We start from the raw sequence: 26,781 nt of genomic DNA on the forward strand, positions 1-26,781 counted from the left end.
ATTTTGCCATCAAGACAGCAAAAGTGTTAATCCAATCTAACGATTTGGTAGTCTATGAGGACTTGAAGGTATCTATAGCGGTAAGCGCTTGAGTGAGATACAGACCAAGCTTTGCCTAGCATGGTTTATAGCTCGTGACACTGTACCTCATACGACTGCACACCGCTATAATATGGTGAAAAATCCTAAGCTTGCTAAATCTACTTCAGATGCGAGTTGGTCAATGTTCACCGATTGGCTAGACTACTTTGGGAAAATACACGGAAAGTTTGTGGTAGCGGTGAACCCACAATATACTAGCCAACAATGTTCTAGTTGTGGTAATATCGTCAAGAAAACATTATCTGTAAGAACTCATGTTTGTTCTTGTGGGTGTGTCTTGGATAGAGACGAAAACGCCGCTATAAACATCCTCGCACGGGCAAATACTGTCGGGCGGACAGAAATTCAAGCCCTCAGACAGACTACCCACTGTCTATTAAGTGAAAGCTTAGTAGATAAGGTAACTGGATGAACAGGGAATCCCGAAGCGCTTGAGTGCGATGGGAGCGTCAATTAGGCAAGAAAATTTAGAAAGAAGATAGGAGATAAATAGCCTTAAAATTAATTAGCAGGAGGAAATATTACCAGTTAAAGGTTCGCTGCTATGAAATTCCGTCAATTGATACAGGCCACAGAAAACAAATACAATCGGCTGCTGGCAAATCTGCTCTCGCTCTACATTATTTATCCGTTTTTAGTATATCTACCCCTGGGAGATTGGCTGATTTTCTTTTTCTTCTCCCTCTCTCTGATCATCGCCGTCTATCAGATCGATCGAAGTAAATTGGCTTTAAGATTTAATATCGGTCTGTTTTTGATTGCCCTCCTCCTGCGAGCATTCAGCACGATTATCCCTATTTATAGCGATTTCAACCGTTGGTTCGAGCTATCTAGTACGTTAATTTTTCTAGCTTTTATTGGTTTATGTGTGTACTCGATTTTACTAGAATTAATTCCTGCCGAACAGGTAACATCCGATATCATCAAAGGGGGAATTTGTGTCTATTTTCTACTAGGATTTTTCTGGGCGGCCGCTTATAATATTGTCCAGATTTTCGACTCCGATTCCTTTAGCTCCGCCGCTAAAACCGTCAACCAAGCGGATCTACTTCATTTCAGCTTTACTACCTTGGCCACGGTTGGTTACGGTGATATAGTTCCTGCCAGTAAAGTCGCTAGAGTTCTAGCCAATTTAGAAGGAATGACTGGAGTTCTCTATCCCGCCGTTTTTATCGCTCGTTTAGTCAGTTTACACAATGGTCGTTAACCAAAACAATTGATCGCCTTGGGGGAATATTAGATGATTATGCGTCGCTTTATGCCGATTCTTTCTTTACTTTTGCCTTGGGTCACTGCCGCAGGAGTCTTGGCGGAAATACCGACTCTATCCCAGGAAATCCGCCCAAAAACGGCGGAACAGGTGATCGAGCAACTCTGTGCTAATTTAACCAAACAGCGATCGTTCACCGTCAATATGGATGTCACCTATGACGATGTACTCGACTCTGGGGCAAAAGTTCAGTACAGTGCCTATCAAAACATCTGGGTAGAGAAACCCGATCGCCTGCGCTCGGACTACACTGGGGATGAACGAGTTACCCGCTTTTTTTACGATGGTAAAACCTTCACCCTTGCGGATCTGGAACGGGATCTATACGTCACGAAACCGGCACCGAATACTCTAGATGAAGCCTTAGACCAAGTAGAGCAAAGGTACGGGATCAGCATTCCCATGTCAAATCTAGCGGCGAACGATCCCTGTGCAGATCTAATGGCCGATGTCAAGCAAATTATTTTTATCGGCAACGACATGGTCAACCGCGAACCGATGTATCATCTGCTGCTGATCGGTAGCGATCGCGATTATCAAATCTGGGTCACGCAGGATGCCACCCCCCTACTGAGGAAAGCGATTATCACCTATAAAACTCTACCCGGTTCACCCCAGTACACGGCAATATTATCCGACTGGAATTTTAATCCCAGTACCTCCGCCGATACTTTCACTTTCCAACCGGGATCAGAGTCGATCCCTATCGAACTTTTACCCCCTAGGGATAATCAATCCCAGCAGTAAACCCTGTTCATAAAATGCGATCGCTTGTCGGTATTCCCCTAAATCAGCGTTTTGATATACTTTGAATATCTAACGAATTCGAGGTGGGATAATGAAGTCGCAGATTGGACGCTGGGGTAATTCTTTAGCGATTCGGATTCCCAAGTATGCGGTGGAAGCACTAAACCTCAATCCCAATGACGTTGTTGAATGTTCTGTGGAAAACGGAAAGCTAGTAATTGAGCTAATTCAAGCCTTGCCTGAGTTAAGCCTAGAAGAACTACTGGCTGAGGTTGTTGAATCACCGGAGCCGGAAGTGGATTGGGGACGGCCAATGGGAGAGGAGGTTTGGTGACATACATTCCAGAACGTGGAGATTTCGTGCGGTTGAGCTTCGACCCACAAATTGGGCATGAGCAAATGGGTAATCGTCCAGCACTGGTGGTAAGCCATATTGATTTTAATCGCAAGATTGGTTTTGCCTTTGTCTGCCCGGTGAGCAATACGCAACGCCAGAACCCTTTCTACGTCAAGATTCCAGATGGAGAGGCGGTGACAGGAGTTATCATGGTAGAGCAACTGCGATCGTTGGACTTCCGAGCGAGAAAAGCGAGCTTTATCGGCAAGTGTCCAGAACAGTTGCTCCGGGATGTTCTCAGAAGAATTAAGCCGATTCTGTTCTGACAGGGACATTCTCAAAAGCCTTACTCTATCCGAACCCAACCCAGATTTATCATAGAAAATGTTCCCGCCAGAGTTTGTGTAGAAACAGGAGAGCGTTTTTTTGCACCAGAAACCGTCGAACGCTTGCAGAAAATAATCTGGGAAGATAAGCAGCCAAGGCGAATAAAAAAATCAAGGAGTCTGGGCTATGAAAAGATCTTTACGTCAAAACTTATGTGTTCTTGCCGCCCTCCTCTTGGGTACAAGTTTACTGGTAACGGATTATGTGGACGCTCGCGGTGGCGGTGGTGGCGGTAGTCGTGGCGGTGGTGGTGGTAGTCGTGGGGGTGGTGGAGCTTCCCCACGGGTCAACCGGAGTAGTGATCTGCAAAACCGGGGGAATTTTAGTAATCGTTCCCAACCTTCCAGAGATTTTTCTGGAAGACAGGGTGAACGGCAAACCGGTCAACAAAACCGTCAAGGGGAACGCACGGAAAGACAGGGTGAACGGCAAACCGGTCAACAAAACCGGCAGGGTGAACGCAGCGAAAGAACCGATACCCGTCAAGGGGAACGCAGCGAAAGACAGGGTGAACGGCAAACCGGTCAACAAAACCGGCAGGGTGAACGCAGCGAAAGAACCGATACCCGTCAAGGGGAACGCAGCGAAAGACAGGGGGAACGGCAGCAGCAGGTTAGCGATCGCCAACAGAACCGTCAGAACTTTATTGACGATAATCGCAACGGTTACTGGCGTGGTGGCGGTTGGTACGGTGGCGGTTATTATGTCCCCCCGGGTTGGGGTTGGGTGGGGTTGACCACTGGCCTAGTCATCGGTTCAGCGATCGCTACTCTCCCCCCCTACTACAATACCGTCTATGTGGGTTCCACTTCCTACATTTACTCGGACGGCATCTATCTTCAACCTAACGGTAGTTCCTACACGGTGGTGGCCCCGCCAATCGGCGCAATTGTCACCTATATCCCAGACGGCTGCACCACAATTACGGCTGACAATACGCTTTATTACAATTGCAGCGGTATTTACTATCGGCCTCTGTTTGAGAATGGTTCCACGGTTTATCAGGTCGTTCGCTTCTAATCGGTTTCTTCTTCATCAATAATTGCCGATCGATCTAATAATAATAAATCTCGCAGGCGATCGGTATCTAATTCGGTTAACCAATTTTCCCCAGCATCTACGGTTTGTTCCGCTAATTGTTTTTTGCTTTCGATCATCTCATTAATGCGTTCCTCTAGGGTTCCCGTACAGATGAATTTATGTACCTGAACATTGCGTTTTTGTCCTATGCGAAAAGCGCGATCGGTGGCTTGATTTTCTACGGCTGGATTCCACCAACGGTCGATATGAAAAACGTGATTAGCGCGGGTTAAATTTAATCCTGTTCCCCCCGCTTTCAGGGAGAGAATAAAAATCTTTGGTCCTTGGGGATCATTTTGAAAGCGCTCGATCATTTCTACCCGATCTTTTGCTTTGGTAGAACCGGAGAGAAATAATATTTCCTCGGCTAATTTTTTCTGGAGATGGGTTTGTAGGAGTTTTCCCCACTCGGCAAATTGTGTAAAAATTAAAGCTCGATCGCCTTCTGCTATCACTTCCTCTACCATGGCTTCTAAACGTAATAATTTTCCCGATCTTTGACTGGTTTCTAAACTATTTTCTTTCAAAAAATGGGCGGGATGATTACAAATTTGTTTTAGTTGCATTAGCAAGGTTAAAATTAATCCATGTTTCTGAATTCCTTGAATTTCTTCAATTTTCTGGAGCGTTGTCTCGACTAATTGTTGATAAAGTTGTCCCTGTTCTTTCGATAAACCACAAAAAATATTCATTTCCTGTTTTTCTGGTAAATCTTCAATAATATTTTTATCGGTTTTTAATCTCCGTAAAATAAAGGGACGGACAAGGGAACGTAAATTATGCAGGGATTCTCGATCGCCGTATTTTTCAATGGGAAGGGCAAAACGGCGCTGAAAAAAGGCTTGAGTTCCTAAAAAATTGGGATTGAGAAAATCCAAAATTGACCACAATTCCGTCAGGCGATTTTCTACGGGAGTTCCCGTTAAGGCAATCCGAAATCCTGCGGGTATTTTTCGCACTGCTTGGGATTGTTTAGCCGTAGAGTTTTTAATATTTTGAGCTTCATCTAAAACTAAACCTTGCCATTGTACTGCTTCTAAAGTGGACAGATCGCGATAGATTAAAGGATAACTGGTAATAACAACCGATTTATTTTTTACCTCTTGAGCAAAAGCTTTACCTTTTAATCTTTTTTCGCCATGATGCACAAAAACAGCCAGGGTGGGAGCGAATTTTCTTAATTCATGTTCCCAGTTATTGACCACAGAAGTGGGAGCCACCACTAACACGGGATTAACTAACATATCCTGTTCTTTTAATGCTAGTAAAAAAGCGATTAATTGCGGGGTTTTTCCTAAACCCATATCATCGGCTAAACAAGCACCTAAACCCCACTTTTCTAGGAAAGCTAACCAACTAACTCCCTTGATTTGATAGGGACGTAATTCCCCCCGAAATTCCCGCGGTGGGTTGATTAATTGAATCCCTTGATTGTTATTTAAATTATCAATTAATTCCTTTAATGCTCCCTCCGCTTGGAAATTAACTACCGGCAGTTTAGCAATTAGATTATTATCTCCTGAACTCAAGCGCAGGGCATCTTCCACCGAGAGATTAAGGGGAGCGATGGTATTATTTAAAATTGCCTGAGCTGCTTTGACATCCGTAGGTTGTAGGATTAACCATTTGCCTCCCACTTCCACCATTGGCGATTTTTTCTCTAATAACTTATCAAAATCTTTTTTCGATATTTCCTGTTCCCCTACCACTAATTTAAGCTGAAAGTTTAACAAACTGGTTAAACTTAATCTTTCTCCTTTTTTGGGGGTGACGGTGGCAGCAATCCTAATTCCTAATCTTTGTTCATTACTACCGGCAGTTAAACCCGTTGGCAAAATTACCCCTAATCCCTGCTCTTGCAATTGCCAAGCGAGCGAGCGAATAAACTGATAAACTTCGATCGAATCAAGAGAACATTCCTCCGGGTGTCTTTGCTCTAAACTAATTCTAATTGGTTCGTACAATCGCTCCGCTAATCCCAATCCTTTTAAGAGAATTTCCTGGGGATTATTGACAACTCTTTGATAACTATGATAACTTTCTTTACCCTCTAACCAAATCAACTTGGCACTAATGAGAAATTCGGGATCATCTAACGCTTGTAAATAATAGGTGAGTTTCCACACTGTCCCTAGACTGGGAGGTTGTAAACATAAACAGACACGGTATTGATTCTCGATTAATTGGCGATTATTGCCATTAACCAAACTTTCTTGGATAGGAAACACCCAGTTATGATAAGCATTTTCTAGACGCTGTAAATTCTTGGCTTCTAAGGCAATCTCATGATGATCACCGCTTAAAGATTGTAGCCATGGTTTTACCATCAATGACGGCGAAATATTAACACTACTATCTATCTTTTGTCGCAAACGAGCATCGACAATATTTTTCAAGCAATCGAGAATAATTGTTTGTGGTTCGCTATTTTCTTGATAGGCAAGACAGACCGGGGGGATGGTTTGGATAAACTTAGCTAAACGAGTGCGATCGATGGTACTATCTAGCAGGGGATACCAGCAACTTTCACCCTGATTTATTCCCGCTAAAAATTTTCCCCTTGCTAATAAATCTAAACTCCAACGGTGCAAATACAGCCAAAATCGTAGATCATTGCCGATAAATTCGGCCTTAGCTAGGGGCAATTTCTCCCATAACCGCACTATCATCCCCGCAGAAAAAGTTAATCCCGATACCTGCCATGGTTGCCAAGACAAGGATTTAGCTGTGGGTTCGAGAATTTGCCCCGACAGCAGCGGTAAAAAATATTTTTTCCTTGGGGGAGAATAACTAGGTAAACTGAGCTTGATTGATTCTGGAGAATAGCGGTCAAGCTGAGGAGAAAATTTCTCGATAAATTGGGCTAATGCCCCGGATTCTAGACAAAAAGGATGATTTTCTCTCGTTTCACTTAATTCCTTCCCTTGCCACTGTTCACCCCAAAGAAAAAAAACACTATCTTGCGAACGAATCAGCCAATTACCGTGTAGAGTAGTCATTATGAAATAGGGAAATTCCTCTAAAAAACCTGCTGTTGAAAAGGCAAAAAATCTCGATTTTGTCGCTTCTTCTGACCTTAAGAGCCTCTAATCTTCTATTTTAGTGGACAAGGGCTGATTTCTCAAGCAGAATCTAGTTAAGCGATTAGCCCCGATCGAATGGTTATTATCAGTAATAATAAATAGAGTTATTTTTAAACTATGTACAAATTGATCGCCCTCACCCTCGTCCTCAGTCTTCCCCTTAACTTGTCCCTAGTTGGTCAGACGGAAGATTTAAACCATCTACAGCAATTATTATCCACCCGAAAATGTCCCCAATGCGATCTGAGCGGTTCGGGGTTAGTGCAATCGAATCTAGTCGGGGCAAAATTAAATGGGGCCAATCTCGTCGGGGCCAATCTTAGTCAAGCTAATTTAAGTGGGGCGGATCTGAGTGGCGCAAATTTAACCGGCGCCTCTCTTTTTGGTGCTAATCTCACTGGAGCGAACTTAACCGGGGCAATCTTGACGGGTGCGGATTTAAGAGGCACTTATCTCAATAATGCTAACCTCGACAACACCAAACTAGACACTGCCTATGTACAGGGTGCGGTGGGAATTCCCAGTAGTGCCGGTACTCCTGAACTATTCTACGGCCTAGGAATGGTGGAAGGAAAACAGGGACGCACCAGCGCCGCTATAGAAAATTTTAATAAGGCCTTGACAATTAACTCGGAATATGCTCCAGCCTATCTGGCCCGGGCCATGGCTCACTATCGTCTGGGACAAAATGCTCTAGCGGCCCAGGACGCTCAAATGGCTTCGACTCTCTTTGAACGGCAAGGTAACACCCCCGGTTACGAAGCGGCAGAGAATTTTATTAAAGGCATGGAAATCGCCCTAAAACCGCAAGAACAAGGTGGTGGCAACGCTCAATTAGACCAAATGGTGCAGGGGATTGGTTCTCTGCTCTTACAGTTTGTTTTACCCGCTTTGGGACTGTTTTAATCTTCGTCCGCTGGCTCTTCTAAATGTTCCGACACCGCGTAATAAAGGTCAAGAACATGGTGATCGGCAAGACGATAAAAGACTCTCCGTCCCTGTTTTTGGTATTTAACTAATCTTAAGGCTCTTAGGGTTCTTAACTGGTGGGATACGGCCGATTCACTCATCCCTAAATCGTCGGCTAAGTCACAAACACATAATTCTCGTTTGGCTAAAAGCGATAGAATTCTTAGGCGGTTGGCATCCCCCAAAAGGCTGAAAAATTCGGCCATTTTTTGGGCTTTTTCTAGTTCTAATCCCTGCAAGTTCTGGAATTTCCCCTCTTGGTGATGGGATTCCCCACAAACCGGTGCTATTTTCTCTAGGGCCATGTTTTTTCCTGATCGGTTATTAAGGGAAAGTTGAGAAAGGGAGGTATCGATCGAATCTTCAATGCCGATACTTGTCCCTTTCTTCCCAATAACTAAATTTAAACGCAACCACAGCCCTTGTGTCCACAGCCTTTCTCGTTCTCGTTAACGTGACCATTGGCACAAGCTTGGGAACAGTAGTATTGATCGTTTTCTTTGATGGCATCGGCGATCGATACTACACACAAACAGGATTTACAAGCACATTTCATCATGGTGACAGCGATCATGGTTACTACCTCTGAACTTCTTTACTGACTTTAGTATAACATCTGAACAGATGTTCATGGATTGAATAAAGTTAAATTTTTCTAAAACTCAGACGGGTGGGAAGTTCTCCTTGATCAGTGATCAGATTTGAGTTTTCAGTTTGCATATAGAGCTTTTCACGTTACTGAGGTATCGACAAGTTTTGCCAACAAAGAGTTTAACCCCCTTGCCCATGCCTCATTCTGATGAAAACTGCTATATATAGTCTAAGGTAGAAAAAAGTTAAATACTGACTAAACCGCCCAATCATAACAACTTAGGCGACAAATTCTGATGTTATTAGCATTAAAACAACTAACTGTTACCCCAGGCGACCGCCTGTTGTTAACTTCACTCACTTGGCAAGATTATGAAAAAATTCTTGACGAATTGGGAGAGCGACGGTCAATTCGTCTATCTTATAGTCAGGGAACTTTAGAAGCAATGACTCCTCTTTTTATTCATGAAAATACCAAAGTTTTAATCGGGGATTTGGTTAAAGTTCTCCTGGATGAATTAGAGTTAGACTATGAACCCGCCGGATCGACAACTTTTAAAAATCAGCAAATGGATCAAGGAATAGAACCAGATGAGTCTTTTTATATCGAAAATTGTAATGCTATTCGGGGAAAAACGCGACTTGATCTGGCTATTGATCCCCCTCCCGATTTAGCCATTGAAATTGATATTACTAAGCGAACCCGATTTAATAATTATGAGCGATTGGGTGTTCCTGAATTGTGGCGATATAATGGAGAGAGACTGGAAATCAATGTTTTGCAAGGATCAGAATATGTTGAATCTTGCCAAAGCCGACTATTTCCTCAATTTAATCTAATAGAAAAAATTCCAGAAACGCTACAAAATAGTCAAAAAATAGGTAGTGCAATGGCATTAAAACAATTCCGAATTTGGGTCAAGCAAAAGCTTAATCCCTGACTTTAAATGGACAACCAATTCAGGGAACTGAGGTTTCCTACTGTCTTTTTACTGTTTACTGTTTACTGTTCACTGATTACTGTGTTTAGACGCGGAACAGCCTACCAGCGATCGCCAGCCTCATAAATTGCTAAACGTCCGACACCTAGATATAATCCGGGAGAATTCTCCCCGGGGGGATAAGCAGTAATTCCAAACTGATAGACACCACCATAATCGGGATTTCGTACTGGTTTCAGACCGATGGAAACGGTATTACCGGGGGGGACAGGAGGATCAAAAATGACCGTAATCGTCTGAGTATTGGGGTCAAAAGTAGTGGATTTTAGGGTTAATTTTTCGCCTCGCTGATTGCGATCGCCAAGAAAAGCAAAGGTTTGATCGAGAAGAAAAGCAATAGTTTGAATATTAGGCTGCTGTTGTATGGTTACTTTACCCAAGGGCGCCCCGAGAGACGGCGGTAGAGCGATGGTAAGATAGTATTTTGCCCCCCAAGTACGCACGGATTGGAAAGTAGCGAAGAAATTAACTAGAGTGGGAGAACTCTCAAAAAATACTCTGCCATCGGGAAATTGTCCTGCGAGAGACACAGAAGCATCAAAAGCGAGTATAGCAATCAAAGCGAGTTTAGATAGACTTTCAGTCTGTTTTAAAGGCAAAAAAGGAATTTTCAAGGTAAAAGCTACTATAAAATATTGATTGTCAAGGGCAATTATACCAAATTCACTTAACCCTAAACCGCTGCCATTATCAGTGATCAGTGATCAGTGATCAGCTGTTTTCTCCCCACTCCCCCACTCCCCCACACCCCACACCCCACACCCCACTTCATAATTCCCCACCCCCCAACTTGCAATGTATCTAGAACACCTGCACCTTCACAGTTTTAGAAATTATGCCGAACAGTTGCTAAAATTCGAGTCCAAAAAAACAATATTATTGGGCAATAATGCTCAGGGAAAATCCAATTTACTAGAAGCGATCGAACTTTTGGCCACTCTCAAGAGCCATCGAGTCAGCAAGGATCGGGATCTGGTGCTAGAATCGGACTCGGAGGCGAGAATTTTTGCTAGGGTTAATCGTCTTTATGGAGCATCAGAATTAAGTTTAATTCTCCGTTCTTCCGGTCGTCGCACCGTGATCCGTGACCGTCAACCCCTGCGCCGTCATCTCGATTTTTTGGGCGTGATTAATGCGGTACAATTTTCTAGTCTCGATCTGGATTTAGTGCGCGGTGGTCCGGAAGCTCGCCGAGATTGGTTAGATACTTTATTAATTCAATTAGAACCCCTATACGTTCATATTTTACAGCAATATAATCAGGTTTTACGACAAAGAAATGCCCTCTTAAAAGAGATTCGTAAACAGGAATTAGAGGGAAAAGTTTATGCAGATTTATCCCAACTAAAACTCTGGGATTTACAACTAGCAGAAACTGGTTCAAGAGTAACGAGAAGAAGGGCGCGAGTCCTGCAAAGATTAATTCCTTTAGCCCAAAAATGGCACGAAAGTATTAGCGGAAAAACCGAATTTTTAGAATTACAATATATTCCCAATGTGCCTTGGGTAGAAGATGATGTCAATGGGGTACAAAGGGCTTTTTTAGATAAGATTGAAACCCGTCGTTTGGCAGAGAAACAACTAGGGACATCGGTAGTCGGTCCCCACCGGGATGAAGTGGATTTTTTAATTAACCAAAACCCCGCTAAATCCTACGGTTCCCAAGGACAACAAAGGACCTTAGTTTTAGCCTTGAAATTAGCGGAATTACAGTTATTAGAGCAGATTATCGGGGAACCTCCCCTACTACTCCTCGATGATGTTTTAGCGGAATTAGATATCGAACGACAAAATCAATTATTAGATGCGATCGAAGACCGTTTTCAAACTTTAATTACCACCACTCATCTCAGTTCTTTTGAGTCCCGTTGGTTGCAATCTTCCCAAGTATTTTCTGTCAAAAAGGGACATATTTTTTATTAGCCTATAGCCACCAGCCTTCAGCCATATTCAGTTATCAGTTATCAGGTTTTTCTCCCTATCTTTCCACTCTCTAGTCACCTCAGCAGTCTAGCATAAAGCGACTTGTTCGGTAAAAAGAAACAAAACCCTTAGTCCCCAATTCTGCCAGTTACTAGAGGAAAAGGCTTCTGCTAATCAGTTTGAGGGGGTTTAGGTCATCCATTGCTGTCAATCCTGGTCTTCCTGATTGCTGGCTAAATTATTGCCGTTAGAAAGTCGGTATAGCTCCTTAACCGATTGGCGGGAAAGGACGATAATTGTGAAGACCCCGAGAATGGTACCCAACGGGATGAATAAGCAGAGGATGCAAGCTATCACAAAAGAAAACCAGTATTTCTCGTGGCGGCTGAGAAATCTACCCGAAAGAATCGTAGAAATCGCTAAAGCTGCTCCTAGCAGTGTTATTGTTAAACCTTTTAGAAAGTCTAATAGAACTCGGATGGGTAACTCTTCCGACGGCATTGGGTATGGTTGAGGGAAAGCCATTATAAAAAATTGAAGCAAGAAAAGGCAAGAGAAAAAAAGAATTAAAAAAAGAGGGCCAGCACCAATTATTCCTCCCACAATGTAGTGAGATATTGACAATAATCTTAGGTATTGTCTGTCATTATTTCTGTTCATATAGGTAATTAATCATAGAAATCTACACAACATCATATCGAAGCTGAAAATTTTTTTGGTCAGGGAATTTACTGGAATAGAAATGATTTTAATTCTCCCATAGTTTCTCGATAAAACTGAATTAGCAACGAATATATCCACTTCAGCTATCGAACTATTTTTATTAGTATAGATGAGAAAAGCAGACCGTGATTGGGTTGTCGCTTTTGGGGATATCTCGTGTAGTCATCCTGATATCAACTCCCTTCCCAAGCTTTAGGGAATTCTGATTGACTCGATTCCCACTAACGATGTGTCCGGTAAAACCTAGCTTATTTTGCTCCTTGTCTGTACACACCCATAATAACAAAACAGGCTGCAGGCCTGTTTCACTGTTAGATTAAGAATAATTAATCCTACCTAATCTCGCGGACTACCGGCTTACCGTCGATAATTTCACCGACGAGAATCAGATCAGCAACCCCGACAAATAAACCATTTTCTAAAACCCCCGGTATATTATTAATAGTTCTTTCCAAATCAGCCGGATCATCGATACTATCAAATTTAACATCGATAACTAAATTGCCTTGATCTGTCACCACGGGGCCAGCTTTTTTCACTCCCATGCGGAGAGAAGGTTTACCACCGAGTGCCTCCAATTTTCGCATCACCGGAGTCATGGCCATGGGTAACACTTCCACCGGCAAAAGAAAAGTCGATCCCAACTTGTCCACCAGCTTATTGCCATCCACTACCACGACAAAAATATCGGCGAGACTATCGACAATTTTCTCCTGAGTATGGGCAGCACCGCCACCTTTAATCAGGTTTTTCTGGGGATCCACCTCATCGGCCCCATCGATAGCGATATCCATCTTTGCGATGACATCGAGGGTAGTGAGGGGAATTCCGTACTTCCTAGCCAAAACTTGCGCTTGAAAAGAAGTAGGAACCCCGACAATATTGCTGATTTCCCCGCTTTGCAGTCTAGCGCCCAGATACTCGATCGCGTAGGCCGTCGTTGAACCAGTTCCCAATCCCACGACCGAATTAGATTGAACTAGATTAGCGGCGGCTTTACCGACCTCCTGTTTCATGAGAATGACCGGATCGATTGCTGTCATGATGCACATTCCTAAAAGCGATGTTTTGAACCTCTTAGTTATCGGCTATCCGTTGCCCTCTTGTCAATGCAATTAGGGATTAGTGGCCTGAGCTGCTAACATTTCCTTGAGTTTAGCCAATTCATTGGCCCAACGGGGATCTGGCTGTAAAGCGTCACCATCGCCGGTAACTTTCGGGGTACTACTGCCACCCCGTTCAGCCTTGCGTTTTTTGCCGCTGCCGCCAGCGGATTTGCGCGGTGCTGCCGTCGTCGGTTTCGGAGTCGGTCTTTCGACTTTTTCCGGGGTTTCTACGCTGGCCTCCGGCCCTTCTGCTTCTTCTCCTTCTTCTTTACCTCCCTTGCTCCGGGGGAGAGCTTTCTCGATTTTGATCGGGTTTTCCATAAAGGATTGACCGTTGTATTTTTCGATAAACTGGTCAGCTAGTTCATCGCTAGGGACGGTAACGAAGGCAAAACCGCGACATTTGCCAGTTTTGCGATCTTTGATGACTTTAGTGGTAATCGTATCCCCTTCATCGGCAAAAAGCGCCTGTAATTTTTCGCGCTCGACGGATTCTTTGGGCAAATTACCAACGTATAGACGAACGGACATGATGGATTCCTCCAAGTATAGGGTGATGTAAAAACTTGTGCGACATTCCGTGCCTGTATCCTGATTTTTTTAAGGCAAACAGAGCTAAGGAGGATGTTTCCCAGCGATAAGCTTGTAGTTTCTGCACGATAGCGGCTGTGGCCGTCAATTTTGACTATCCTTAACGATTTCAACGAGAGGGACGGAATCTAGGGGTTACGTTTTTTAGCTGTTAACAGGGCTAATCATGCAACTTACCCGATTTATGTCGCTCTATTCGATTATTACAGAATGTTTACACAATTTGTCAAATATTTTCTCTCGCTCTGGGCTGCCATGGAAAAAAATAAGTATAATTACTTAAGTATTTGTTCACAGTAAGCAAAATTTTATTAAAACTCTTGCTAAATGTATCATTATATGCTTCTTTCCTTTTGGCGGCGGGGTATCCTAGCTAACGGGAGGGAAAAAGCAAAACCCTCTTTACAGATACATTGACACTTTGTCAAGTATTTGTTACATTAGTTAAAAAAGGTGATACCAATCACCCATCTCGCTTGTTATCAACCACTGTCTTCATCGAGGAGGAACACCATGTCTCAACCGATCGAACTTTCCTTAGAACAACAGTTCAACATTCGTTCTTTTCAGACTCAGGTAGAAAAAATGAGTCAGGAGCAAGCGCAGGATTTCCTGATCAAGCTCTACGAACAAATGATGGTCAGAGAAAATATGTATAAAGCTTTTCTCAAACACCAGTGGGGTCTAGATTCTAATCCCTGGGCCCCCCAATAACTCATTTCACCCCTGCGGGCGACCTCTTTCTCCGGCTGGGTTTCTGCGGAAACGAGCTAGGGATGCGGGGCGCATTTCTTCACCTTTTTAGTTATTCTTAGGGAAGGATAACCGAATTGCTAGGGGTTAATTTATGTTCGAGCGCGCTTTGATCTGTACAGATCTTTTCGATGGTCTCCATCGTCTTGTCCATTGTGTGCCACACTTAGCCCTGAGCGGCTTAAAACAAGTTATCTTCCTCCACAGTATTCCAGTTTGGGAACAACCCACCCTAGCTGCCGTAGATCAAGCGAAAATTGACGCAGCCAAAGAAAAATTATCCCCAGCTTTAGCAAATATTCCCGCAGGTATGACAGTTATTGTCGAAATCTCTAACCGTCGTCCCGTGGATGCCGTGCGGGAAATCCTCGCTAATCACTCTATCGACGTGATTTTGATGGGAAATCCCATGCGCGGTGCTGTCCAAGAAAAATTATTCGGTAGTACCAGTTTAGCGATCGCAGGTATTACCGATATTCCGCTGCTGATTTTCCGACCGCAATTATTATCAGTTTATACTCGCGATGAATTGGCCCTGCGCTGTCAGCATCTCTGGAAACATTTATTAATTCCCTACGATGGCAGTCCCGACGCGATTTATCTAATTGAACAGATGGAAAAATACGCCCAAACCCGCGCCCCCGGCTCTTTTGAGCGATGTCTTCTCCTCCGGGTAGTGGAAAATATCAGTCGCGATCCCGGTGTCACCGAATACCGTTTAAATGATGCCCGTCGGGAATTAGAATCGGTGCAAGCGCGACTAGAAAAACTCGGTTTGCAAGTACAGAGCGAAGTGCGACAAGGAACACCTGTATTAGAAGTTTTGACGGCAGCAGAAGAAGATGATATCAGTGCGATCGCAGTGGCTACCTGCCATCGTTCCAATATGTTGGAATGGTTAGCCGTGCGTCGGATTAATGAAGATATTCTTCATCAACTGTGGTTCCCCTTATTATTTTTCTCCCCGAAGGGATAGGCTAGAAAAAAGCTCTCTTGGGGATAAACCACAGAGGCACAAAGGACACAGAGAGGAAGACAGATTCGATCGCTAAAATCTATCACACAAAAGACAAGAGAGCCGCAAAAATTTGGGAGAAATTAACTTAAGTAAGTAGTTATAATTAAATTAAAAATAGATTTTGCCTCTGATCCCCCCTGCCCCCCTTAATAAGGGGGGTGCCGATAGGCGGGGGGATCCCCCCTGCCCCCCTTAATAAGGGGGGTGTCTGACAACTTTTAACAACTACCTACTTAACTGCTCAATTAATCCGACAACTTTAGCCTTAATTTCATCGCGAACTCGGCGAAAAGTTTCCATGGGTTGACCATCGGGATCATCAATTAACCAATCCTCGAAAATTTCCTGTAAAACCCATCCTTCCGGCAGATTGACACCGCAACCACATAGGGATATAACGGCATCGTAATCTTCGGGATTAAAATCCCTAATTGATTTAGAAGTTTGGTCAGTAATATCGATACCAATTTCCCCCATAACTTCGATTGCTCCGGGGTGAACTTTAGCCGCTTCTAATCCGGAACTTGTGACGGCAATTTTACCCGCGCCTAAAGTTTTAGCGAAACCTTCGGCGATTTGGGAACGACAGGAATTTTTTCTACAGGCAAACATGACTTTTTTCACAATTTTAACTCCTAGAAATTTAATTAGGGGATAGGGAAATAGGGAAATGGGGAAATAGGGAAATGGGGGGATAGGGAAATTAGGGGATAGGGAAATAGGGAAATAGGGAAATAGGGAAATAGGGATGAAGAAACATCTTCCCCAACACCCAACCCCTAACACCGTTTTTTCTCTTTTTCCTTCCTTTCACTATAGCGATCAGTCAGATAATCTACCTGATCTCGCAGGAGAATGGTAAACTTATAAAGTTCCTCCATCACATCAATAACTCGATCTCGATAGGGGGAATCTTTCATCGTGCCATCCTCGTTAAACTCCTGATAAGCTTTAGCCACCGAAGATTGATTAGGAATAGTAAACATTCGCATCCAACGACCAAGAATTCGCAGAGTGTTAACCGCATTAAAAGATTGGGAACCTCCGCTTACTTGCATGACTGCTAAAGTGCGGCCTTGAGTGGGACGAATCGCACCAATACTTAAGGGAATCCAATCAATTTGGTTTTTGATAATGCCGCTAATATTGCCGTGAAGTTCGGGAGATGACCAGACTTGACCCTCGGACCATTGACTTAATTCTCGTAATTCCTGTACTTTGGCATGAGTATCGGGAACACTGCCATAAATCGGCAATTCACGGGGATCAAAAAAGCGCACTTCTGCCCCAAATTCAGTGATAATTCTGGCCGCTTCTTCTGCTAATAAACGACTGTAGGAACGTTCCCGCAAAGAGCCATACAGAAAAAGAATTCTCGGTTTGTGAGTCGATTGGATCATGGTGAATAATTATTTGTAAGAACTCAAGCAACGAGGATCGAGAAGGGTGGCTTTTTCTGGATCTCTGGGAAACCAAAAGGCGGTTTTTTTACAGAATTCTACCAACATTAACATCACAGGTACTTCAATCAATACCCCCACTACTGTCGCTAAAGCAGCCCCCGAATTCAATCCGAATAACATCACCGCAGTGGCGATCGCTACCTCAAAATGATTACTAGCACCAATTAAAGCAGCGGGAGCCGCATCTTCGTAAACTAAATTGAGTTTGAGAGCGGCCACATAACTAAGAAAAAAAATCAGATTAGTTTGAATAAAGAGGGGAATAGCAATCAGGAAAATATGCAGGGGATTACTAACAATTAAATCGCCTTTGAAAGCAAAGAGGAGGATTAAGGTTAACAATAAGGCAGTGATTGCCACAGGACTGAGATAGTGAAGAAAACGCGATTCAAACCAGACCCGTCCTTTATGTTTAAAAATCCAGTGACGGCTATAGATACCAGCAATAAGCGGTAAACCAACGTAGATTAACACAGAAAAAACAATGGTCTGCCAAGGGACTACAAAATTATTAGCTGCCAGTAACCATTTACCTAGAGGAGCGTAGAGAAAAAGCATCGCTAGGGAATTGACTGCTACCATAATTAGGGTATGACCCTGGTTACTGTAGGAAAGATAGCCCCACATCAAGACCATGGCCGTACAGGGAGCAATTCCTAGTAAAATAGCTCCAGCAGTGTAGGAACTAGCTAAACTTACCGTCTGTCCTCGGATAATCTCCGTTTGACTCAACCAAGGCAGAAACAGCCAGCCGAGAAAAAATTGAGCCAGCGCCACCATGGTAAAGGGTTTGATCAGCCAATTAACCACTAAAGTTAAAATAACTGGTTTGGGAGTACGGGCAGCCCGAAGAGCTTGAGAAAAGTCGATCTTAACCATGATCGGATACATCATGAAGAAAAGACAGATGGCGATCGGAATAGAAACGTTATAGATACTCATGGCATCTAAAGTCCGCGCTACGTCCGGAAATGACCGACCGAGGGCAATTCCCGCCAAAATACAGAAAATAACCCAAAGGGTAAGATATTTTTCAAAAACACTAAGGCTACCACCAGCTTTGGCGGCTTTAGGATTGATTTGATTAGTCATCGCACAAAGGTGGAAAGGGAATAATGGGAGATTGGGCAACCCACCTTTATTATTTCAAAAAAAGTTGATATGTCAAGAGGAAAAGCCAGTCATAAAGCTTTAATATTTCTAAAAATCTTGATTGGTTACTGATTTTCCTCGCAGAAACGAGCGGGGACGAGGGAACTAAAACGACGATATTCCGATAGATATTCTTCTAGGAGAAGAAATTGAGATAGATTCAGGCTGTAGTAGATCCAACGACCCTCTTGACGACTGCGGACTAAATTGGCTTCTTTTAGCGTTTTTAGGTGAAAAGATAATTTAGATTGGGCGATATCGAGATGATCGCGCAATTCACAGACGCATAATTCCTGATGTCGCAACAGTTGGAGGATTTGCAGTCGCAGGGGATCCGAGAGTGCCTGAAAACCAGTATAAATCTGGGTTAACGAGTCGGGAGATGTGGTCAGAGAGTTGAACATTGAGATGGTCCCTCGGTGGGAAGGAAATAGGAAAGCGGGAAAATTCAGAATTGCAACAAAACTTTATGTATTTTTGTATCGAATCAGGAAAACCAGCGAATCATCCCCTGTATGATAGACAATGGTTTTGACCAGAGACAATGGTTTTGACCAGATTAGCCTTTTAAATCATTGTAAACAGGTTAGGAGACATCATGGAATTATTTGCGGCTCTCAATTTAGAACCCATTTTTCAACTCACCTTCGTGGCGCTAATCATGTTAGCTGGCCCCTTTGTCATTTTCCTACTAGCTTTTCGTGGTGGCGACCTATAAAAACCGCCTCCCACCCATTGTTATTCGTGCTTTTTTTGACTTCTCTCCTCTTTAGGGAGAGATTTTTTGTCTAAAACCCAGTCATCAGTTATCAGTTATCAGTCATCAGTTATCATACTAAATCTGGTTATTAAAAACTGATTATTTATTCCCCCTCGTGCATGAGTGCCTCTCCTTATATGTAGCCTATACTGTATGAATCAGTGTTATATTGGTAGCCAGGATGTGGGAAAAAGGCAAAGAAACGGTACAGACAATGAAGTTTATTCACTGGAAAAAGCAGCAGTTATTGATGATTTTTGTCCTAGGGCTGGCAATTTCAGTCGCGTGGGGGACAATTTTGCCTGTTTTTACTCAAAAGCTTCCTGCACCTAATCCCTGTAACCAACTTAGGGGAAAGATTCAAAATCGGGCAAAACAAGATGCAGAAGCTGACCGGTTGAATTTTTTCAATACTGATAAAAAGAAAAAGACAAGTAGTGATATTTTAAATTTGTATAAAGAGGTAAATTCTCAAGCTTCTTGTTTTCCACAGGATGAATTATGGGATATCTATGAACAACAATATGATATTAATAAATATCCTGCCTGGATACCTGTGCTTGTTATTCTTGTTTTGGGTGGTATTGTGGGGACTGTTATTAGTGATACCTTAAAAAAATGGCTCAATCAGTCTTTAGAAGCGATTAGTAAATGGATTTATAAAACCTTTGCTGGAACACCCTTATTTGAAAATATTGCTCTTAAAAAGTATCGACAAGCATTAATTGATAAATATCAAAAACTTAATATACCTTTTCGTCCTCATCGTCCCCTAGAAATGCGGGAGATTTATGTTTCTTTAAAAGCTTTTAAAGCGAGCGATCGCTCTTTGATTGAAGCAGAAAATGCGGTGCAAAAATACCGCCGCTTAGTGGTTAAAGGTGCGCCTGGTTCGGGGAAGTCGATGTTATTAAAGTATCTAGCACTTTCCTATTCAGAAGGACGATTCAAAAATTTATCGGATCGTCCCGTGCCAATTTTACTAGAATTGAACCGCCTCAATGAGGCTAATTTGACAGTAGAAAAGTTAGAACAACATTTAGTAGCAGCTTGCGATCGCCATAATTTTCCCAAAGCTAATCGTTTCATCTCTCAAGGTTTAAAAGACGGACGTTTGCTGCTGCTTTTAGATGGGTTAGATGAGGTTAGTAGTGGCGTTCGCTCTTCTGTTGTTCGGTGTCTTAAGGACTTTTTAGAATTAGAAAATTATAAAAAATGTCGAGTAATTATTACCTGTCGGACGGCTGTTTATCATAATGAGTTTGTCGATAATACCAAGGAAACTTTAGAGATTGACGAATTTAGTGATCAACAAATGCGCTACTTTTTGCAAGCTTGGAAGTCGGAAATGCCGCCAGAGAAATCAGTAGAACAATTGATTCAAAACTTGCGAGCTAAACCGAAAATTATGGCACTGGCGCGGAATCCCCTACTGTTAACAATCATCGTCTATCTTTATACTGATACTCCCTTCGTTTTACCTCATTCGCGAGCCGAATTTTACACTAAAGCTACTGATGTTTTATTAGAATTGCGCGATCAAGAAAGAAATATTGCTAATCAATATAGTGGTGTCAACAAGCGGCGAGTTCTGCAACATTTAGCACTCTATGCTCAGAATAGCACTAATCGACAACAGCAAGATCGCCGCAGTCTTCTTGATTCTGAAGTATGGGAACAAGTTAAACAAGTCTTACCTTCATTAAATCTAGAGCCTAAAGAGGCTAATTCTATCGTTGATGAAATCGTCAAACGCAGTGGATTATTGCTTCGCATTGATGGCGGACAGCGTTATTATTTTCCTCATCTCACTCTACAAGAATATTTCGTAGCAGCAGCTTTAACAGACAAACAAGATGAATTAATTCAAAAATGGCAAAATGCTTCTAGCGACTGGCTAGAAATTGTCAAGTTATGGTGTGGATTGGCAAACAATAGTACGGATTTAATTACGGCGGTATATCAACAAGATGCACTGACAGCATTTGAATGTCTAGCAGATGCTCAAGAAGTAAAACCAGAAGTTGCTCAGGAGATTATAGATTATTTTAAAACACAATTGAGAACCGATGAATCAATTTGTAGTGCTTTTGGCTCAGTAGCGGCTGATTTTCGTCCTAGAGGGAAAGCATTATTTGATTTTTTAGTTGCTAGTTTAGATAATTCAGACAGCCAAAAAGCAGCGGCTCAAGCCTTATCCGCCACTAATTTGCCTCAAGCAGTAGAAAAATTAGTTATTTACTATGATCCCAATCAACCCCATTTTATAGAAGTGCGAGAAGCCTTAATCAGAATGGGAGGTTTAGCAGTTAATCAACTAGAATCTTTAGCTCGAAAAGGCTCTATAGAAGCAATGGATGATTTAGTTAAAATTGCCATACCAGAAGCGGCTGAGGCACTTGAAAGATTGCAGGAAGATCCGAACTTAAGCGGAAAAGTAAGTTTTCGACTTGCAGCACTGTTGAAGGAGTTAGAAGATAGTCAAGCTGAACGCAATCGCACTCTATCATGAAGGAAAACTAATGCTATTCAGATTCATTCGCCGACTAAAAAATCGAGCCGTTAAACAAAAGCGCCAGCCACAAGAGGTAATCGAAACGGACTTAAGTTGGATTTGGCAACCTTTTGAAAATTCAAGCACTTTGCAGTTCTCTGCTACTGTCAAGAAAGTTGCTGCTGCAATTATTGAAAGCTCTGCTGATGATATTCCTAAAATCACTTTTGAACTCGATCCTCGGTTAGTCATTCCTTTATGTGCGATTCAGTTACCAAATGAAATTAATCTGACTCAATTAAGTTCTTTTAAAAATGAATTGGAATCGGTTTCACTTGAAAATTTAGACAATAAAATAGAGTTTGTTGATCGAGTTTTAAGTAAAATCACTCCAAAGCAGCGTTGGTTATATTTATTTAATAGTCTGACACCTGAATTACAATTTGCCTTACTGTCTCGCTTAATCAACTGCCGCCGCCCCACAAGAAACGACTGGCGCAATCTTTTTAAGAAGATAGAATATCAGTTTAAAAAAAGCCGAGAATATCTAGGAGTGTTAACTGTTGTCTTCTTGCTCTCTCTTGGATCTGTAATTGAAATATTTGCCATTATGCTCAATCAGCAAAAAAGTTGGGTCAGTGGCTTGATGGCAATCACAATTGTTGTTGTGCTGTATTTTTTAATAGTTTTATGGCGAGAAATTATAGCCGAAGAAGATAAATCAGAGCCAACTTTATTGATGCAATTGGGCTTACTGGGACCCTGGACGTTTTGTCAAGAATGGTATCGACTATTCAGAAAAAACCTAGTTTGGGAAGGGGTGACAGCTTTGTATGAGGCTACGGGTGTGGTTGTGGATGTGGCTCTGGTTGTGGTTATGGCTGTGGCTGTGGCTGTGGCTGTGGTTATGGCTGTGGTTGTGGTTGTGTATGCTACATTTGTGGTTATATCTGTGGTGGCTATTTTTCTGGCCGCGCCTCTGAATCTGGATACGGTTGTATTTCTAGCTTTTCGATCTGTGTTTTGGGCGGGGGTTACGGCTGTGGCTGGGGTTATGGCTGTGGCTGGGATTATGGATGAGACTGGGGCTGAGACTGGGGCTGTGGTTGCGGCTGCGGCTGCTGTTGGAGCTATCGGCTCGGGCTTGGCAATTTGGTATCGGGCTAAAGAAAAAACATATGCTGTTGGAGCTATCGGCTCGGGCTTGGGAATTTGGTATCAAGCTAAAGAAAAAACATATTGGCTATGGGTGCGATTCTTGTCGATATTGGCTTTTCCCTGGTTTTGTTGGTTGCCCATTGTATTTGGGTTTACCTCTTTTGCTCTGTATCATCGCCTATCTTGGGAATGGCAATCAATATCCCTATTTTGGCTAGTTATCTTCGGATTTTGTACTGTCCTTTGGGTGCGAGGTAAAGAATTAGAAGAAAAAGCCCGCAACCCCCTCAGAGGCGTTTTAGATGGGCAGTGATAGTCGCCCAAACAGCAATAAACTTGACGATGTTATAGAAATTCTTCTACTGTTGAGATACAGTGAACAGTAAACAATGAAATGATAACTGATAAGGGACTTGCGCTTTGATAATGTGCCTTTTGGGCGAACGCAGTTCGCCCCTACATTGTGGGCAAAATCCGTTACTGTAGGGGCGCAAAGCTTGCGCCCTCCGATCGATTGGGATATTATTCCCACGCAAGTCCCTAAGCTGTTCGTAATTTAAATTGCTTGTTGAGACGAGGCAAAAGGCAAGAGGCAAAAGGCAACAGTAAAGGGATTGGGGGAGGTTCGGCTAATCTAAGAATAAGCGGTTTAAATGCGTCTTAGCTTAACTGTTTACTGTTTACTGTTTACTGAAAAGCCCCCATTGCCACTTCCCCACTTCCCCACTTCCCCACTTCCCAATTCATAATTTATAATTCATAATTCACAATTCCCACTTCCCATCTCCTGACAATCGACTGCTAAGATCGAAGATAGCGATCGATCTCTCGCTCCCACGATACCTGATAAAACTATCTATGATCATTAAAAATAACCCCTATTATCGGGCTGTAATCGGCTTTTGGGTCGCTTTCCTTTTGTTTTGGGGTTTTGGGAGTTTCTCACCCCTTCTTGCCCAAGCGAAAGAGCAATCAGCCGATGTGCAATCGATTACCCCCTACCTTAAGCAATTTCAACAAAAAATTACCGAATTTCGCCTCGATAACGGAATAAAATTCATTATCCTAGAAAATCGCGATGCCCCGGTTATTTCCTTTGTCACCTATGCGGATGTGGGAGGTGCCGATGAACCGGACGGTAAAACAGGAGTTGCCCACTTTTTGGAACATTTAGCCTTTAAAGGCACAAAAACCATCGGTACTACCGATTATCTTAGCGAGAAAAAAGTCCTCGATCGCCTTGAAGCTATAGACAAAGAACTGCAAGCGGCCAAAAAAGCGGGTAAAAGCGCAGAAGTGGCTAAATTAACGGAAGAATTTCAAAAAACTAAGGCAGAGTCCGAGAAATTCGTCCAACGCAACGAATACGGGCAAATCGTCGAAACTCAGGGGGGAGTCGGTTTAAATGCCACCACTTCCAGCGATGCAACTAGCTATTTTTACAGCTTCCCGTCGAATAAATTGGAATTATGGATGTCTTTGGAATCGGAACGATTTTTAGAACCGGTGTTCCAACGGGAATTTTACAAAGAAAAAGACGTAATTCTGGAAGAAAGACGGATGCGGACGGATAATAGCCCCTTGGGTTTATTAATCGAAGCTTTTCTCGATCAAGCTTATACTGTCCATCCCTACAAACGTCCCGTTATCGGCTACGATCGAGATATTCGCAATCTGGAACCCTCAGATATCCAAAACTTTTTCGATAAATTTTATGCTGCCAGTAATTTAACCATAGCTATCGCTGGGGATGTGGACCCAGAACAGGTCAAACAGTTAGCTAAGGTTTATTTTGGTCGTTTTCCCGCTAAACCGAAACCCCCACAGGTGACAGTAGTGGAACCGGACCAAACCAAAACAAAGGAAATTACCCTAAAATTAGCCTCGCAGCCTTGGTATTTAGAAGGATACCATCGTCCCGCCCTCAATCATCCCGATCATGCGGTTTACGAGGTTATCGCCACTTTAATGAGTGAAGGAAGAACTTCGCGACTGTATAAAGCTTTAGTGGAGGACAAACAACTTGCCCTCGCTGCCCAGGGATTTAACGGCTTTCCGGGAGATAAATACCCGAATTTGCTGTTATTCTATGCTCTCAGCGCTCCTAATGTCAGCCTGGAGGAAGTAGCGCAGGGTTTGAATTTGGAGTTGGAAAGATTGAAAAATGAACCGGTTTCGGAACAGGAATTAGAACGGGTTAAAAATCAACTACGGGCAGCCCTATTAAGAGGTCTTGATTCTAACATGGGCATGGCGCGATCCTTGATTGAATACGAGGTAAAAACCGGCGATTGGCGTAATTTATTCGCCCAATTAGATGCTTATAATGCTGTCACGGCAGCTGATATTCAACGGGTGGCTAAAGAAACTTTTACCCCCGAAAATCGCACTATTGGCCGAATTTTACCGAAATAGATAGATGGGGAAATGGGGAAAGTGGGGAAAGTGGGGAAAGTGGGGGAATGGGGGAAGTGGGGAAGTGGGGGAATTTCAACTAAAACCCCATCACCCCCCGCAACGCGCACGCAGTGACCACCCCAACACCCCAACACCCTAAAACCCCAACACCCTAAAACCCTAACACCCTAACACCCAAAACCTAAAATAAATATAATCATGAAAAAACGCTTACAATGGCTAGGTTTAATCCTGATCACCCTGATAGGTGTCCTAGCTTTTCGTTCCCCGGCAATTGCCCAAACCCCGCGACATTTTACCGATTTAACTTTTCCTCCCCTTCCTGAAGTTACAGTTCCCCAATACGAGCGCTATCAACTAGATAATGGTATGGTGGTTTATTTAGTGGAGGATCGGAACCTACCTTTAGTAAGTGGTACGGCGATGATTCGGACAGGAGGGAGATTAGAATCCGGGGAAAAAGTCGGATTAGCCGATATTACTGGAACCGTGCTGCGTAGTGGTGGCACGGAAAAACATCCTTCTAATGTCTTAAATCAATTATTAGAACAAAGAGCAGCCCTAGTAGAAACCTCGATCGATCTTAACGCTGGAACTGCTAGTTTTAGCGCTCTTAGTGAAGATTTAGAAACAGTTTTTAATCTCTTTGCCGAGGTTTTGCGTTCCCCAGCTTTTGAAAGTCAGAGGGTAGAATTAGCCAAAGTTCAGGAAAAAGGGGCGATTGCCCGACGTAATGATGATCCCGATGATATTGCTAGTCGGGAGTTTAAAAAGCTAGTCTATGGTGATAATAGCCCCTACGCTCGTACTGTAGAATATAGCACTTTAGCTAATATTGACCGTCAGGATTTAATCGATTTTTATCGTACCTATGTCCGTCCCGACCAAATAATTTTAGGAATTGTCGGTGATTTTGATTCTCAGTCGATGAAAGCATTAATCAATAAGACTTTTAGTGATTGGAAAAATCCCGCAACTGCCCCTAAAATTGTCACCCCTTCTGCAACCCAAAAAAATCTTCAAGGTGTCTTTGTTGTCAATCAACCCCAATTAACCCAGAGTAGCGTTTTATTAGGTCATCTTGGGGGTCGTTTGGATAGTCCCGACTATCCCGCTTTAACGGTATTAAATGAGATTTTAAGCGGTTTTGGTGGTCGTTTATTTAATGAAGTGCGTTCCCGTCAAGGATTAGCTTATTCTGTCTATGGTATCTGGAATAGTCGTTATGATTATCCCGGTTTATTTATTGCTGGAGGTCAAACTCGCACCGATGCTACCGTGCCTTTTATTAAGGCAATTTTAGGCGAAATCGAGCGACTTCGCAATCAACCCGTTACTGCCAAAGAATTGGAAGATGCTAAAAATGCTATTCTCAATTCTTTTGTTTTTAAGTTTGAGAAACCTGCTCAAAATTTATCGCGATTGATGACCTATGAATACTATGGTTATCCCCAAGATTTTATCTTCCGTTATCAACAAGCGGTAAAAGGGGTGACAATTGCCGATATTCAACGAGTGGCCCAACAATATCTGCAACCGAATCAAATTGTGACTCTAGTAGTGGGTAATGAACAGGAAATTCAACCTCCTTTATCCAGTTTGGGAACCACGGTTAAAACTGTTGATGTCACCATTACACAACTATAAATAAATCT

26 protein-coding genes and 1 pseudogene are annotated in these 26,781 nt (G+C 42.8%); 17 read left to right on the forward strand and 10 right to left on the reverse strand.

Annotation, left to right across the window (positions count from 1 at the left end; translation table 11 throughout):
- From IM477_RS09155 to IM477_RS09180, 6 genes and pseudogenes are all read left to right on the forward strand, one after another.
- Positions 1-514: pseudogene (locus IM477_RS09155) on the forward strand (RNA-guided endonuclease InsQ/TnpB family protein); the annotation flags it as partial.
- Positions 515-646: 132 nt separating this feature from the next.
- A complete protein-coding gene (locus IM477_RS09160) occupies positions 647-1,309 on the forward strand; it encodes a potassium channel family protein (protein ID WP_287731443.1) in 663 nt (220 codons plus the stop codon).
- Positions 1,310-1,342: 33 nt separating this feature from the next.
- Positions 1,343-2,119, forward strand: a complete 777-nt coding sequence (locus IM477_RS09165; protein WP_287731444.1) for a DUF2092 domain-containing protein — start codon at positions 1,343-1,345, stop codon at positions 2,117-2,119.
- A 91-nt stretch (positions 2,120-2,210) separates the two neighbouring features.
- Positions 2,211-2,453 carry an AbrB/MazE/SpoVT family DNA-binding domain-containing protein gene (locus tag IM477_RS09170; RefSeq protein ID WP_002772118.1) on the forward strand — a complete coding sequence of 81 codons (243 nt, stop codon included), beginning with the start codon at positions 2,211-2,213 and terminating at the stop codon, positions 2,451-2,453.
- The gene (locus IM477_RS09175) at positions 2,450-2,782 is read left to right on the forward strand and encodes a type II toxin-antitoxin system PemK/MazF family toxin (RefSeq protein ID WP_287731468.1); all 333 of its coding nucleotides are present in this window, start codon (positions 2,450-2,452) and stop codon (positions 2,780-2,782) included. The genes IM477_RS09170 and IM477_RS09175 overlap by 4 nt, the downstream gene beginning before the upstream one ends.
- A 187-nt stretch (positions 2,783-2,969) precedes the next feature.
- A complete protein-coding gene (locus tag IM477_RS09180) occupies positions 2,970-3,863 on the forward strand; it encodes a DUF6515 family protein (RefSeq protein WP_287731445.1) in 894 nt (297 codons plus the stop codon).
- Here IM477_RS09180 and IM477_RS09185 read toward each other — a convergent pair.
- Positions 3,860-6,922: a sll1366 family intein-prone helicase gene (locus IM477_RS09185; protein ID WP_287731446.1), complete on the reverse strand. Its 3,063-nt coding sequence runs from the start codon at positions 6,920-6,922 to the stop codon at positions 3,860-3,862. The genes IM477_RS09180 and IM477_RS09185 overlap by 4 nt on opposite strands.
- Before the next feature lie 201 nt (positions 6,923-7,123).
- On the opposite strand from IM477_RS09185, the gene IM477_RS09190 reads away from it, so the two are divergent.
- Positions 7,124-7,912: a pentapeptide repeat-containing protein gene (locus IM477_RS09190; RefSeq protein WP_287731447.1), complete on the forward strand. Its 789-nt coding sequence runs from the start codon at positions 7,124-7,126 to the stop codon at positions 7,910-7,912.
- On the opposite strand, the gene IM477_RS09195 is transcribed toward IM477_RS09190, so the two are convergent.
- Both IM477_RS09195 and IM477_RS09200 read right to left on the reverse strand, forming a co-directional pair.
- Positions 7,909-8,280: an ArsR/SmtB family transcription factor gene (locus tag IM477_RS09195; RefSeq protein ID WP_353845537.1), complete on the reverse strand. Its 372-nt coding sequence runs from the start codon at positions 8,278-8,280 to the stop codon at positions 7,909-7,911. The two genes, IM477_RS09190 and IM477_RS09195, sit on opposite strands and share 4 nt — an antisense overlap.
- A 98-nt stretch (positions 8,281-8,378) precedes the next feature.
- On the reverse strand, positions 8,379-8,549 hold the full coding sequence (locus tag IM477_RS09200; RefSeq protein ID WP_287731448.1) for a metallothionein: 171 nt from the start codon (positions 8,547-8,549) through the stop codon (positions 8,379-8,381).
- A 313-nt stretch (positions 8,550-8,862) separates the two neighbouring features.
- Between IM477_RS09200 and IM477_RS09205 the strand changes: the two genes are divergently transcribed.
- Positions 8,863-9,507 carry a Uma2 family endonuclease gene (locus tag IM477_RS09205; protein WP_287731450.1) on the forward strand — a complete coding sequence of 215 codons (645 nt, stop codon included), beginning with the start codon at positions 8,863-8,865 and terminating at the stop codon, positions 9,505-9,507.
- Between the two features lie 101 nt (positions 9,508-9,608).
- Here IM477_RS09205 and IM477_RS09210 read toward each other — a convergent pair whose 3' ends face one another.
- Complete coding sequence (locus tag IM477_RS09210) at positions 9,609-10,181, reverse strand: DUF2808 domain-containing protein (RefSeq protein WP_125731438.1); 573 nt, start codon at positions 10,179-10,181, stop codon at positions 9,609-9,611.
- A gap of 181 nt (positions 10,182-10,362) precedes the next feature.
- On the opposite strand from IM477_RS09210, the gene recF reads away from it, so the two are divergent.
- Together recF and IM477_RS09220 are read left to right on the forward strand one after the other, a co-directional pair.
- A complete protein-coding gene (recF, locus tag IM477_RS09215) occupies positions 10,363-11,490 on the forward strand; it encodes a DNA replication/repair protein RecF (RefSeq protein WP_287731452.1) in 1,128 nt (375 codons plus the stop codon).
- A 343-nt stretch (positions 11,491-11,833) separates the two neighbouring features.
- Positions 11,834-12,004, forward strand: coding sequence for a hypothetical protein (locus IM477_RS09220; RefSeq protein WP_190357858.1), 171 nt, complete (start codon positions 11,834-11,836; stop codon positions 12,002-12,004).
- Between the two features lie 541 nt (positions 12,005-12,545).
- On the opposite strand, the gene rpiA is transcribed toward IM477_RS09220, so the two are convergent.
- Positions 12,546-13,256, reverse strand: coding sequence for a ribose-5-phosphate isomerase RpiA (gene rpiA, locus IM477_RS09225; protein WP_287731454.1), 711 nt, complete (start codon positions 13,254-13,256; stop codon positions 12,546-12,548).
- A 72-nt stretch (positions 13,257-13,328) separates the two neighbouring features.
- Positions 13,329-13,850 carry an RNA recognition motif domain-containing protein gene (locus IM477_RS09230; RefSeq protein WP_287673997.1) on the reverse strand — a complete coding sequence of 174 codons (522 nt, stop codon included), beginning with the start codon at positions 13,848-13,850 and terminating at the stop codon, positions 13,329-13,331.
- A 573-nt stretch (positions 13,851-14,423) separates the two neighbouring features.
- Here IM477_RS09230 and IM477_RS09235 point away from each other — a divergent pair.
- Both IM477_RS09235 and IM477_RS09240 read left to right on the forward strand, forming a co-directional pair.
- Positions 14,424-14,624: an NblA/ycf18 family protein gene (locus tag IM477_RS09235; RefSeq protein ID WP_002739006.1), complete on the forward strand. Its 201-nt coding sequence runs from the start codon at positions 14,424-14,426 to the stop codon at positions 14,622-14,624.
- 133 nt (positions 14,625-14,757) lie between these two features.
- A complete protein-coding gene (locus tag IM477_RS09240) occupies positions 14,758-15,639 on the forward strand; it encodes a universal stress protein (protein ID WP_287731455.1) in 882 nt (293 codons plus the stop codon).
- A 267-nt stretch (positions 15,640-15,906) separates the two neighbouring features.
- Here the strand turns inward: IM477_RS09240 and arsC are convergent, their stop codons facing one another.
- From arsC to IM477_RS09260, 4 genes are all read right to left on the reverse strand, one after another.
- Complete coding sequence (arsC, locus tag IM477_RS09245) at positions 15,907-16,305, reverse strand: arsenate reductase, glutathione/glutaredoxin type (protein ID WP_008199231.1); 399 nt, start codon at positions 16,303-16,305, stop codon at positions 15,907-15,909.
- Between the two features lie 155 nt (positions 16,306-16,460).
- Complete coding sequence (gene arsH / locus IM477_RS09250; protein ID WP_147073159.1) at positions 16,461-17,081, reverse strand: arsenical resistance protein ArsH; 621 nt, start codon at positions 17,079-17,081, stop codon at positions 16,461-16,463.
- A gap of 9 nt (positions 17,082-17,090) precedes the next feature.
- On the reverse strand, positions 17,091-18,236 hold the full coding sequence (gene arsB / locus IM477_RS09255) for an ACR3 family arsenite efflux transporter (RefSeq protein ID WP_287731457.1): 1,146 nt from the start codon (positions 18,234-18,236) through the stop codon (positions 17,091-17,093).
- 125 nt (positions 18,237-18,361) lie between these two features.
- On the reverse strand, positions 18,362-18,700 hold the full coding sequence (locus tag IM477_RS09260; protein ID WP_002780506.1) for an ArsR/SmtB family transcription factor: 339 nt from the start codon (positions 18,698-18,700) through the stop codon (positions 18,362-18,364).
- Positions 18,701-18,894: 194 nt separating this feature from the next.
- Between IM477_RS09260 and psb30 the strand changes: the two genes are divergently transcribed.
- The 5 genes from psb30 to IM477_RS09285 all read left to right on the forward strand — a co-directional run bounded on the left by psb30 (position 18,895) and on the right by IM477_RS09285 (position 26,773).
- Complete coding sequence (gene psb30 / locus IM477_RS09265; RefSeq protein ID WP_002736367.1) at positions 18,895-19,014, forward strand: photosystem II reaction center protein Ycf12/Psb30; 120 nt, start codon at positions 18,895-18,897, stop codon at positions 19,012-19,014.
- A 223-nt stretch (positions 19,015-19,237) separates the two neighbouring features.
- Positions 19,238-21,568, forward strand: a complete 2,331-nt coding sequence (locus IM477_RS09270) for an NACHT domain-containing protein (protein WP_287731459.1) — start codon at positions 19,238-19,240, stop codon at positions 21,566-21,568.
- Positions 21,569-21,578: 10 nt separating this feature from the next.
- Positions 21,579-23,021 (forward strand): hypothetical protein, encoded by a 1,443-nt coding sequence (locus IM477_RS09275; protein WP_287731460.1) that lies wholly within the window; start codon positions 21,579-21,581, stop codon positions 23,019-23,021.
- 545 nt (positions 23,022-23,566) lie between these two features.
- On the forward strand, positions 23,567-25,123 hold the full coding sequence (locus IM477_RS09280) for a M16 family metallopeptidase (RefSeq protein ID WP_287731461.1): 1,557 nt from the start codon (positions 23,567-23,569) through the stop codon (positions 25,121-25,123).
- A 201-nt stretch (positions 25,124-25,324) separates the two neighbouring features.
- A complete protein-coding gene (locus IM477_RS09285) occupies positions 25,325-26,773 on the forward strand; it encodes a M16 family metallopeptidase (protein WP_287731462.1) in 1,449 nt (482 codons plus the stop codon).
- Positions 26,774-26,781: the final 8 nt, after the last annotated feature.

Source organism: Microcystis sp. M090S1 (genome assembly GCF_020246295.1).
Classification (GTDB): domain Bacteria; phylum Cyanobacteriota; class Cyanobacteriia; order Cyanobacteriales; family Microcystaceae; genus Microcystis; species Microcystis aeruginosa.